General features: G+C 52.9%; 8 protein-coding genes. All 8 read right to left on the bottom strand.

All coding sequences use genetic code 11. From position 1 onward, the window contains the following. Positions 1-11 precede the first annotated feature (11 nt). On the bottom strand, positions 12-2,045 hold the full coding sequence (locus tag ACLHIJ_RS01240) for a glucose PTS transporter subunit IIA (protein ID WP_411298310.1): 2,034 nt from the start codon (positions 2,043-2,045) through the stop codon (positions 12-14). Between the two features lie 574 nt (positions 2,046-2,619). Continuing rightward, on the bottom strand, positions 2,620-3,249 hold the full coding sequence (locus ACLHIJ_RS01235; RefSeq protein ID WP_411298309.1) for a hypothetical protein: 630 nt from the start codon (positions 3,247-3,249) through the stop codon (positions 2,620-2,622). Beyond that, positions 3,236-4,465 carry a hypothetical protein gene (locus tag ACLHIJ_RS01230; protein ID WP_411298308.1) on the bottom strand — a complete coding sequence of 410 codons (1,230 nt, stop codon included), beginning with the start codon at positions 4,463-4,465 and terminating at the stop codon, positions 3,236-3,238. Before ACLHIJ_RS01230 ends, ACLHIJ_RS01235 begins: the two co-directional genes overlap by 14 nt. 16 nt (positions 4,466-4,481) lie before the next feature. Continuing rightward, positions 4,482-5,267, bottom strand: coding sequence for an ABC transporter ATP-binding protein (locus ACLHIJ_RS01225; RefSeq protein WP_411295962.1), 786 nt, complete (start codon positions 5,265-5,267; stop codon positions 4,482-4,484). Positions 5,268-5,333: 66 nt separating this feature from the next. Next, positions 5,334-5,660 carry a hypothetical protein gene (locus ACLHIJ_RS01220; RefSeq protein ID WP_411298307.1) on the bottom strand — a complete coding sequence of 109 codons (327 nt, stop codon included), beginning with the start codon at positions 5,658-5,660 and terminating at the stop codon, positions 5,334-5,336. Between the two features lie 261 nt (positions 5,661-5,921). Then, positions 5,922-6,917 carry a class C sortase gene (locus ACLHIJ_RS01215; protein WP_411298306.1) on the bottom strand — a complete coding sequence of 332 codons (996 nt, stop codon included), beginning with the start codon at positions 6,915-6,917 and terminating at the stop codon, positions 5,922-5,924. Positions 6,918-7,041: 124 nt separating this feature from the next. Continuing rightward, positions 7,042-8,652, bottom strand: a complete 1,611-nt coding sequence (locus tag ACLHIJ_RS01210) for a SpaH/EbpB family LPXTG-anchored major pilin (protein ID WP_411298305.1) — start codon at positions 8,650-8,652, stop codon at positions 7,042-7,044. A gap of 139 nt (positions 8,653-8,791) precedes the next feature. After that, positions 8,792-12,499: a hypothetical protein gene (locus tag ACLHIJ_RS01205; protein WP_411298304.1), complete on the bottom strand. Its 3,708-nt coding sequence runs from the start codon at positions 12,497-12,499 to the stop codon at positions 8,792-8,794. Positions 12,500-12,755: the final 256 nt, after the last annotated feature.

Raw genomic sequence — 12,755 nt, 5'->3', positions numbered from 1 at the left:
TGTTCGCAAGTTTAGCGCTGGATGTCGATAACTGGAGCGCCGACAGCGACATTTGTTGCCGGTAACGGCGTCACGCTCGTCAGCGAAGCGCTGTTCGTAACCGTGACGATCGTTGTGGTGTCGAAGCCTTCTGCGGCGATCAGCCCGAAATCAACGTTACACAACGGCTCACCGGCCACGATGCGATTGCCTTGCGTTACCAAGATCTCGAAACCTTTTCCGTTGAGTTTAACGGTGTCGATACCGACGTGGACGAGCACCTCGATACCGTCATCGGATTTCAAACCGAAGGCGTGACCTGTTCCAGTGACGGAGACTAGGGAACCAGAAATCGGGGCAAGGATTTGGGAGCCAGTGGGGGTAATTCCCACTCCGTCACCTAATACCTTGGTCGAAAAGACCGGATCGGCGACATCGCTAACCGGAATCACATCCCCGCTAACCGGAGCAAGAACCACATTCGTCGGCTCGGCATCTGGCGAACCATCATTTGCTTTGCTTGGCACAGTACTGACGGTACTCTGAGCGCCCTGGGAAGCCGGAGGAACGCTACCTGCACCGTTGGCAGCCGCTGCCGCTTCTTCTTTATCGCGGTAACCAGAAATGACGATCAGAGCCATTGCGGTGAAGAAGGCCACCGCAATAGAGACGCCGTACACCCACATCGGCTTAAATACCGGAATGGTTAGCAAGGAGGTGAACACAAAGGCGTTCGTCTTTACCCCGTGGTAAGGCAAGCTGAGCAGTGCAATCGTCAGACCGCCAGCGAAGCAGCCGACCAGCATACGCGGGTAGATACGCTTGAACCGCAGGTGGATACCGTAGAGGGATGGCTCGGAGATACCGCCGAAGAGGCCGGCAGCTAGAGCGCCGATTGCCGTCTGGCGCATGGTGACGTCTTTATCGCGGATCGACAAGAAGAGAACACCAGCAGTTGCGCCGAAGCAGGCGAAGTTCCAGGCGCCCATCGGGCCTTGGATGAAGTCGTAACCGAGGGTATCGATGTTGATGAGCATGAGTGCGTTCAGTGGCCAGTGCAGACCCAGTGGCACGAGGAACGGGTAAAGCATCGGGATGAAGATCGCAAAAACGAATGGAGCGTGCGTATTCATCCAGGCCAAGCCAGCGCCCAGGCCGTTTCCGAGCCAGATACCGAGCGGGCCAATGAGGAAAGCGGTCAACGGAATGATGATAAGCAAGGAGAAGAAGGGGACGAACACCATCTGGACGTTCGACGGGAAAATCTTCTTCAATAGCTTGTAGAACACCGCCAAAATAGCCACCATGATAAGTGGCACGAACACGTTGCCGCCGTAATCATTGAGCTGCATAGGCAGACCAAAGATCTTAGCAGTACACGCATCCGTACCCAGGACGGCATTCTTCGAGCACACTAGCTCGGTGAACTGCTTGGCGTCTGAGAGCTTCATGAACTCGGGGGTCATCAATGCTGCCATAGCAGCGCCGCCCACCCACGGATCAATATTGAGTTTCTTTGCGGCGTTGTAGGCGATCATGATCGGCAGGAAGTAGAACACGCTGCGCCACATCGCATCGACGAATACCCAGCTTGCTGCCTTATCCGGAGAACGGAAATCGACGTAGCCCAAGGCGTCCATGACGGCTGCGAACGCAATAATCAAGGAGGCGCCGAGCAGAACACCCAGGATCGGACGGAAAGAATCCGACAGGTACTCGAAGAAGGCGTCCACTGCGTGGAACTTGCCCTTAGCTTTGGCACGAGCTTGCGCTTTAATATCAGCGTCTGACAGCGCGCCCGCTCCCCGATAATCCGGATGGTTGGTGATCTGATTAAAGACGCTTTGGACCGCGCCACCGATAATAACCTGGTAGCGGTTACCGCTTTGCGGGACTCCTCCTAATACCTCAGGGATGGCATCGAGTGCCGCTTGGTCAACTTTAGCGGAGTCAACTAGTTCGAAGCGTAGTCGAGTTGCACAGTGCGTCAGGCTCTTAATGTTGCTTGCCGAGCCGACGGCACGAATGATTGCTCCAGCGCAATCAGTGTTCGAAGTAACGGACATTCGTTTTCCTATTCTTGTGGTGCATAGGTTTGCAACATTGCCGCCGAGATTCCTGGACTATCGGGTTATAGCCCAGATTCTTTGTGCCCGTCTTTAGGCACAAAAAAAGACCCGAGACACGCGAAGCGTGCTCAGGTCTTGCCTCTGCCATAGAGTTACAATCCTCGTTCTTGACGAACTTAGCACCTGCCACAGATCGTGTCAAGACATTTTTTAGCGCCAGATACGGCAGCTATCTGACCAGCATCTTCCCTCCAACACCCCACGCAACAAGCTGCCAGCGCCACGGCACCGGCAAAGTACCCGCCGCCCCTATTGCCTTAACTGAGCAAGGGGTACTCGCTGACCTGAGGGCGATCTACGATCAGCAGCTAGGCAGGTAAGCCCCACACCTCTCTTTACTAGAAGATCACGCCCGCTTTCTAGCACCAGGCACACATACCGCTAACTAATGGACCCGCACCCGCAACTGACATCTGCCCATACAGTAGCCGTTTATTACCGTGCAATAAGCCAATTAATCTCCCGATTACCCGATAGCCAGCACCGGCACAGTTTTAACAACTAAATGTTTTTAGCGATTGCGCCGCGCGGTATATCGCCACGCCACGGCAAGCGGAGTACCAATCACACTCACCGTGATAACCGCAATGACCGTCCAATTCCAACTCGTCGCAAGGAAAATATTGTAGTTATCAAAGGTATGCGCATCACCGGAGAGCTCCACCAGAGATAGCACCACGAAAAGCACAACAAAATAACTGACCGGCCCGACGACCCACACTTTATCGGCGGGTATCCATCGTAGCGATAGCGCTGTTATAAAGAAGAAAAGAGCGAAAATAGCTGCCCAGGCTGGCGCGTAAGGCAAGCGCATAATAATCTCGACAACAGCCGCCATTGCACTACCGAGCACCACAGCCAACGTCGCCGCCGCTATCGTTATCCGGCGAAGCAGCCCGCTATCTTGCGGATCAAAAGAGGTTCGAGCAAAAATTGCTCGCGCCAAAATTGCGACCACTACAATCAGGGAAAACGAGCGAAACGGGACACTCCCTAGACCGCCCACAATAGGCACAACGACGCTAGATCCCGAGAAAATGATTGCAATAACTGCCACCGCCGCAACCACCGCACATGCTCGATTCATACGGCGGGCTTTCCACCACAACAGCAGAAAATTGTTGACGCTACTGGCAGCCATTCGCATCACCTAATTTTGCCAGATGTTGGCTCACCCATTGGTGTTGCTCAGTTAGCGGAGCTAATGACATGCGGCGCATTGCCTGCGGATCAACGTCTGGATGCCCTCCGTGAACAGGTGACGGCTGACCGCCATGCATGCGAAAATCCATCCAACTCACCAGTTCGTGATATGCCTGCGTCTGTTCGGCGAAGGCTTGCTCCGAGCTTGCCGGGCAACGATTCGTGAATGACGCATCCACAATGCCGAATGCCCACTCATGCGTAGTGAACCACATCGTTCCACCGCGAATCGAAAAGATAAGCGCCTCGCCGGTGGCGGTTGGCAAACCTTGCTCGCTTATCACGTCGGGAATTGCGAACCCGAATTCCTGTTTAAGCGTGGCAAGCTGCGCACTGTAGGATAAAAGCTCCGGCATTTTTTGGCTATTTTCTTGCCATACGCATATTTGTGGATGTGTATGTGAGCATTGCATAGCCTGTGGATCGGTGCGCAGCGTCAGATAATCTCCTGGCAGCCATACGCCGAATGTTGCCGCGATGATCGCAAGTACACATCCACTGGCGCCGACCACAAGCAGTGAAAAACTTTTCCACCTGCACGCTACCAAGACTTTCACATAAGCCGTCAGGCACGCACTGAGCAGCACAACGGCAACAAAGAGCGCAAGAGCAGCAATTTTATAACGGTTGACGTCCGTATCAGGATAGCCATACGTCTGATTGACGATCGCTCCGGAAAAATCCCATGACACCGTCAGCCACAAGTAACTCAGGAAGAATGCGATTGCCTGAGCAAACCATCCACCGATCCAAATGCCACATCCGTAGCCAATCGTCACGCTTCCAAGAAGCTCCAGCAGGGCAAGCAGCACATACGACCACCAGATTCCACCCGTACCAAAGCGATTCCAGCTCACGGCTAGGATGTACATCCAGCCAACCAGATACGGCACGACGGAATAGCAAAAACATCGCACGATACGCACAATATGCATTCGCCAGGGACGCAGCGCCGCACTGACGGCAAAGAAAGAATTTTCCTGCGTTCGCACCGCATAAAAAGCGGCGAATACTGCCCAAATAGGCCCGATATACACGAGAGGAATCTGGCAGATAACCGCCATTCTCGGCCAAATTCCAACCCACGATTCCGCGTCGCGAATCGCCAGGATAACAACCTCTAAAATAACCGTGACCAGCACGACCCAGGTCACAGATTTTTGGCAGATCTTACGCATCGCGCTGCCCCGCTGCCGAATCAATCAGGGCCAAGTATCCGCGCTCCAAAGCCGTATCACCATAGCGCGCATCACCGCCACGGCTAGCGAGATCCGTTGTTGAACCAATGAATCTGACCGTGCCCTGATCGATGACGATGACTTCCTCAGCCACTGCCGCAACATCTTCAACAATATGTGTGCTCAGCAGGATACTCGCGTCACTATATTCTCGTAGAATTCGCTTAAAATCCCAGCGTTGAGCCGGATCCAGACCGACGGTTGGCTCATCTAAAATAAGTAACTGCGGGCGACCGACTAAAGCACATGCCAATCCTGCACGTTGCCGCATTCCACCGGAGAGTTGTTTAACTTTAGAATCGGCGCGATCTGTTAGCCCGACAATCTCGATCGCGTCCATCACGTCAGATTTTTGCTGAGATGGGCTTATTTTACGAAGGTGGGCCACATAGGAGACTAACTCACGAACAGTTAACGTATCCACGCCATCAACACGCTGGGGAAGATAGCCGATATGTGGGCGCACCGCTAAAGCGTCTTTATAGCTGACGACGGATCGACCAAGAATCCTCAGTTCGCCACTATCGGCTGCAAGCTCCGTCGATAAGATCCGCAGTAGCGTCGTTTTACCTGCACCATTTGGCCCGAGTATCCCGTAGATACCGCGCCCGCAGCTCAAAGAAACATTATCTAAAACTCGCTTCTTACCGTAGGAAAACGAGACATCTTTGACACCAAGGATTTCATCATGTGCCGCAGAAGATATAGAGCGTTGCATGGCCAGCCCCTCTCACAATTACAGGCGAGTTTTGGGTAACGCAGGGTTACCCAAAACCAACTTATTTTAGTTATCTCGCCAATTCACTTCTGCAGTACGAACAGTAAAACGAGCTTCATTATCGTCAAACGGACGATAATAGCGATTTGCAACTACGCGAACAAAAGGTCCTGAATAATCAGTTTGGAATCCCTGATCTGCCCAAAGCTGCACACGACCATTAGTACTCGCCAGCTCACACATACCCTTACTATAGGTGTTGTACCACTGTGCATAGCAGCCATGAGTAGTGGAACTCATGCCTCCTGCCAGTGCAGGTAACCCCGTAGTCAGGATCGCACCGCAAGCAAGGACTCCCGTCAGGACCATTTTTCCAATATTTTTACGACCCACAACTACTCCTAATGTAATATTCTTCACATTACAACCGCGGTAAGCGAAGGCTACCACAACTCTTTTTATGGGTCTATAAATTTAATAAATCTCTATATTGAAACTTTTCTCACTGCGATTACTTACATTATCGCTGCAGGATATCGCACTGAATCCTAAAATTCGGTATTATCACCAGCATATCAACATGCGGACTTTATGTTTATTTCTCAAATAAATACAGGAATATGGAAGGCCGCATATAGATCTGATAATCAAGAGCTATCGAGCTTTCTTCGGCCGCGTCGGGGTGCTATATCCAGCACGCCATATAATGATCCCACCAGCAACTAAAGTCACCACATAAATAACGATCCACCACGGAAAGCGCGGCACCTGCGGCTTTTCGCCCGTCACTGCATCAGCCTCCGGAGTGGGGATCCGCTCAGCCGTCACCAAAATACGATGCGTATTGATTCCCAGCGGCGTACACGTCACTAAAGTAAGTAAATCTTTACCAGGCACAATCCGCAGTTTCTCCTGCTCCTCCGGTTCTACAACCTCAATAGTGCGTACCTGATACGTCAGGATCTCCCCAAAAATTTCAATCCGAATATCGTCGCCAACCTCAACTTTATCTAGGTTCGTAAACATCGTTGCCGAGGCTAAACCACGATGCCCAGTAATAACCGCATGAGTATCCGCCCCGCCCACCGGCAATGACGTCCCCTCCAAATGCCCCAAGCCTTTGAGGAGAGTGTCATCCGAGGTGCCATGATAAACCGGCAAATCCAAATCAATAGATGGAATCTGTAGACGTGCCATCATTCCCGACGGAGACGTCACCAGTAAATCGTTATAGTTGAGCTGATTGTCATTACTCGTTCCGGTTCCACTGGGAAGCCTATGATGTGCCTCAAGCTCTGCCCCGAACGTTAAAGATGTGTTGTACCGCCGCGCCAGCGCCAACTGCTCACTGGCTGCTGGTTTGGCTGCTTGCACCTCATTTTCGTATCCGGAAATGATATGCGACTGATTGTATTGATCGACCCAACTCGCAGCACTCGGATACACCATCGAGCCGACCCCCAAAACCACCAGGAGGACAGCAATAAACGTACTCCACGGCCAATGCCACTGACGCCGAACCTGCTGATTTCGACGCAGCAATCCGCGCTTATCGTGCCTCTTTGCCGTCTCGACACTCTCAACATTTTCCGCACGTATCCGCAAATCAGTGCGATGTGCTGGTCGGTAGCCTCTGATGCGCAATCTCACATTGCCCTCCAATAGCCGCAGAATCAATGAAACGAGGTGGCGAAGAGTGCAGACTCCTCGCCACCTCGTCAGGACCTCAGATAATGCAGGTCATATCTGCATACCTGACAGTCATAACAATGTGTTACGCCTTATTCGTACGCATACGACGAGCAGCGTAAATCGCCACACCACCGAGGATCAGCATGACACCGGCGATCTCCATGATGACGCGAGCCTGCGAACCCGTCAGCGGCAAGCCTGGGATAACCGGCTTCTCGTTGGCAACCTGTACGTCGAACGCATCCTCAGCAGTCAGACCAGCAGTAACCTTGACAGCCATATCGTCCTTCAAGCCGATGTAGCCGTCAGGGGCCTGCGTCTCAACGAGGACGTAGCATCGGCTCGTGGCGTTAACCGTGGGGTTGATCGAGTCGGAGACGAACAGACCATCGATCTCGACAATACCATCGCTATTGGTCACGAAGACAGTGCGCGATCCATAGCCGTTCTTAACCTCAATTGGCTTTGCATCCTCGGCGCGCTCAGCCTTGCACTGACCATCTGCTGGATACGGATCCTTTGCGTCATAGATCTCGAACTGAGCACCATCCAGGGCTTTGGAAGGTTCATTGCCGTCGTGCTTGTAGAGGCGGAAATTACCCCAGTGATCTTCAACTTCGTTAGAAGGAATCGGCGGGGTGGTCGGCGGCGGCGGGGTGGTCGGCGGGGTGTCGCCCGGCTTGGAATCAAAGTAGAGATTCGCCTTGTTCTTGATGTTACCGTCGCCAATGTACGCGAGGACGCCCTTGAACGTCACCACGAGATCTTGCCCTGCAGCAGCCTTAATCTTGGTCAAACCAGCCTGCGTCAAGCTCAGGGTAACCTTTGTTCCGTCCTTAGTAACGGTGTAGTCGGCCTTGTCTAACGCAGTACCATTGAGGGTCACAGACGCAACATCAACAGTGCTCAGGTCGAAACGGCTATCCATCGGATCTTCAACCACGAAGTATTGGAACTGTTCATTTGCCGGGATAGCAGGAATCGTTGCCGTCACTGGGAAGTGAACCTCAGATCCTTGGCCTAAACCGTGCTCGGTCTGCTGTTCAATGCTCTTGGAGAGCTTGGAAACCGTGTTCTTCGGGAATACAGTCACGTCGTAGATCCACTGCTTGGTTGCACCTTCGCGCTCCGTATCCGGATATGGAATCGTCACGAGAATAGGCGCAGCCTTCTTATTCACCGTTTCCGGAGCTTTGTACTCACACACGAGGTAGGCGCCGACGGCGAGATTACTGAGCTTCGTCTTGCCAGCAGTATCGGTTGGATCGAAGGTCAAACCCTTATCGAAAGTGAAGCCCGAAAGAGTCGGCGATCCCGTGCCGTCTGCGTTGACTGTCGAACATGCATTAGCAATATCCGCTTCTTTCAAAGCGCTCAGCTTACCCCAATTCGCATTGGCGTTATCGTCGTTAGCAAGTGGCAGATTTGAGAAGGGGAAAGCCGCAAAACCTACTCCAGCAACCGGAGCAGAAGTAATCGGATCCTCTTCCTTGGTTGGGTCACCAACAACGGGAGACGCAGAGCTTTGGTTCTCGTGCTTGAAAATAGTAATCGAGCCGGTGCGAGTGTAATCAATATTGCCCGGACCTAAATCTCCGGCAGAGATGGCAAGGGCAGTACCGCCACCGAGGCCGAGGGTCAAGACGCCCGCCAGAGCGACCGTCTTAGCCCGCTTCATCCATGTAAGAGCCATGGATTATCCTTTCTTTTTGGTGTTGACCGAGGGGCCAACATCTGTGTGTTTCAGCAACCTCTCCTGTTCGGCTGCTATGGAGGCGTGCCGTGCCCGTATTTCGTGGTGAGATAGCGCTCGGCAACGCAGGTAAGGTAGATTAGCGATTTCCGTTTCTCCCATTGGTACGCAGTACCACCCGACGGAGACCTGACGTGGAAATCAGGGTGACACCGCCAAGCACAGCAAGAGCCATACCAGTGAGGATGAAGAGATCGCGAGCACTTCCGCCACCCGTCAAAGGCAGAGAAGGCAACTCAGGGGTAAACGGCGGCGGCACACGCACCGGAATACAAGCGATATTGTCGGCAATCGGAATTGCACTGTACTTCAGATCTTCATTATCCAGATCCACGCTATTGGCGATACCGCTTGCTTTCGAGGTGTGCTTTTGCCCAGAAGTCTCAAGGTTTTCACAGCGTCCAAGCTGCTGAGCATGCGACTGTGCGTTGTTCTGGCTATCGCTGGAATTATCCAGCTTGAGAGGAATCGTCAATCGCAAGACGACGTTCCCATCATTAGCCAGACCTTTAATGTCCGCCAGCGCAGCGCCCTCTTTAGCCTTGAGTTTATCTTCAGTTAGATCCGTGGCGAGTGAATCAACAGTGACGCCATCGGGTGAGGAAACAACCTGTAACGTCGCAGTAGTGGAGGTTTCCGTATCCCATACCAGACCAGCAGGAACTGTAAATTGATCGCGAATCATGCCGGTATCAACGGTAAAACCGGAGGTATTCGTAATCGCGATGTCGTAGCTGGCAGTGAAACGGCCATTCTCGCCGGGAATGATCGTATCGCCAATATGAGGATTAGTTCCCACACTCTGGGTTGGGGTCTTAACCACGTGGACTTTCGTCGGCGGCTGATTGCGGATCTCGCAGGTGACAGATTGCCCAGACTTTACCGCAACCTGCCCGTTATCGGTGACGGAGACGGCAGCTCCATTTTGATCCGTACAGCTCCAGGTTGTTCCCCACGTGTATGCGCCGGTGATTTTCCCGTCGTCATTAGGAGTCTCAAAGAGCTGATACGTGCCCGCGGGAACGTTCGTATCCACTGCAAGCTCTCCCGAGTATGCAGAGCTTCCGGTGACTTGTGCCCCGCCGCCAATTAGACCAGCACCCAGCGTAAAGGCTGCTGAATCAGCGGCAAATGGCGAGGAGGGATCAACGTCCGTGGTAGTACCCGGCAGCCGAATAAACTTCTTGAGAGCCAGATGCGCTGAGGGTTGCGTGGGCACACAGGCGTAGTTGTTAGACGGACCATCAGAATCCCCATCCATTGCCACCTGGTTATAGAAGCCGCCCCCGTAGGTTCCGTTCATCGCACCACAGGTTTGGGCTTGTTCCCAGTTCACTGACGGAATATCGGCACTGAGTTTGAGCACAATATCGTGCTTTTCTACCCCGCTGGCGGCAATCTGCCCTGGGGTGATCGTGAACTGCCCGGAAGTTCCCTGTGATTTCCCATCTACCAGGACATCGCGAATCGTGAAGCCATCAGGAATGGAGATGGAATCCGTGATCTGACCAGGAGTACCGGCAGCCTGCCCAATATTAGAGACGGTGACGACGTAGCGAACCGTAAAAGGCTGTGGGCCATTGAGCGACAGCGGATTCATTGCCGGACGCCCTGGGGTAACCACAATGCCGGTTGCTGGATCAATCACTGACTTTTGTAACTTGAACTTCGGCTGGTCGGGCTGGCCAGCGATCTTACCGAAGTGGCATCCAGCCAAATCGTCACCAGAATAAACATTTCCTGATTGAACCGGCGCCAGGATCGTGGAGCGTTGCGTGATCGTCACCGGATGAACGATGCGCTGATCTTCTGGCAGCAACTCGCCAGTGTCATGGTTAATGAGGTCAACGCGCCATAGCTGTTTACCTTGCTGACCAAGGTAGAGATTACCGTCGGGGCCAAAGGCTAGACCACGATAGTTCTGACCTCCCGAGATATTCACCGAGGCGACGACTTTTTCGTAGTCACGCATGACGACGTAATCGCCTTTCCACGTCCCGGCATACATGGACTTATTCCAGTTCTTCGGTTGGAATCCTTTGCCAACATCAATGGAACCATGCGAAGCTGACGCACCATACCATTCGTCTTTGGTCCAGCGCACAAGCTTTCCTTGACCATCGGAGGTCGGCGAGGAGGTGGTGACGTAGGCGTTATCCCAAGCATCAAAGGCAATATCAAGCGGTTCCATGTTGCCAATGCCCATCTCCTTGATAGTGTGGGAGAATTCCCACCGAGGATTAGGCTTAGTCATGTCAATCTTGTAGACCTGAACATTGTTTGCCCGGATAGCATCAGCCGTTCCAACGTGGGTTCCGTAGGTAGCCCAAATCGTTCCATGGTTATCAAAACCAATAGCGAGAGTGTTTTGGGAACGCGGGTTAAATTCTGGGCTCGAAGCTACTGCACGATATTTCTTGGTCTGCATATCGTATTCAATAAGCCCCGTAAAACCAGCGTTCGCGCCCTTCGTCGCGCTACCAACAAAATAGAGTTTCTTATAGAACTTATCTGAAGCAGCGACCGAAGTGTAGAAGGCATCGACCGTCGTTGTGCTGCCGGCCTGCTTGGGGGTTTTCGTTGTATCAACAGCTTTGACAACCGCTTTATCGTCGCCGGTAAGCGTAATTGTTCCCCAGTCACGCGGATTCATATTAAAACGATCAATGTAATACAGGTCGTTTTGGCACCACGCGCCGGTTTCCGGTGGCGTACCTGGCAACTGTAATGGATCAGTAGCCGTCTCCTGAACATCAAGGATAGGGCGGGTAACCTCAAGCGCCGCAATCACTGGGCGATCTGACTGCCAATCCGTTGCGATTCCAGCCACACAGTTCAAATGCTGACCGTGCTTACGTAACGTCACTGTGGAATTCGCCGGAATCCAGGTATCGCCGGTAAACGTGGAGGTATCAATCCGCCAGTTAGCCGATTGCTTCCATTTCGTATTGGGGTACTGGGCCTGGTAGGGATTGCCCTGGAATGGCGCAGAATTGTCATTCGATTTCCAGGAAGCCATATTGCCCACAACCTGAGCACTAATATCGCGACCCTGGGCGTCCGTTACTGATAGCGAATTCGGCCCCGTGCCTGCTGTTGGGGCAGCATCATCGAGGACGATCTTGCCGCGCCCAGCCGCGTCGCCAATTTTAATATCGGCTAGCCACGCGCCCGAAGTCGTCTTCCACTGATACGTAAAAGTACCTACACACGGATTACCGCTGTCTGGAACGAAATAGTAATTACCTGGCATGAGCGTAATATCAGGCGCCGCTGAGGTTTGCGCCATTGAGGATGCCCAGAGCGTAGCGCCTTCAGCCGGAGCGCCTGCGGCCCCCTTTGCTGGGATCTTTGTGCGCTTAACTAAGGTAACTGTGCCATTGTGGGCCGAAGATGGTACCTGGATTGAGGCAGTGTAATTGAGCGCTGTCTGCTTCGTAAGATTGGTAATCTGCCATCCATCAGGAAGGGTGAAATCAGCTTCGGTAACATCCGTCGTCGGAGCAAGACCTTGCGGAAAGCTAATAACAAGATCTACTGGCTTTTGCGCACTGCCCGGCTCGTTGAGATTGGCGAACTCCCAGGTGTAGGTGTAATCGACGTAATCTCCCCAGGTGGGCTGACGCACTGGCGATACCGCATTGCCGCTGGCATCTTTCGCTTCAGAGTGCGTCACGCTTGGCGCGATAGCCGCAGTTCCACCCTCGCCAATAGCAGTATCAAACTGCGCTGGCTGAAAAGCATAAGCGATTGATGGCGCAACAAGAGCGCAGGTCGCCAAGGACACGAGACACGCTGCAACAAACCGAGATCTTACCCGGCGAGGCCGCGCGGAACGGGAGGTACCATCGCTGTGTGAGCGACGGGAATACCCTCGCTTTGTATTCATATGTAAAACTCCGAACGGATTGGTGAGGATCTGTAGGAGTACGGCTGAGATTGCTGTCACTGCCGTGTTGGTTTATACAACCACTATTTAGGATGACATCCCCCCCCTAGAGTGTCAAATGATTTTTCATAACTGACACCCGCGCTGAACTGGC

It is taken from the genome of Trueperella sp. LYQ141 (genome assembly GCF_046599555.1).
Taxonomy (GTDB): Bacteria; Actinomycetota; Actinomycetes; order Actinomycetales; family Actinomycetaceae; genus Trueperella.
Note: the sequence above shows the minus strand (reverse complement) of the source record. Positions and strands in the feature narration are given on the sequence as shown.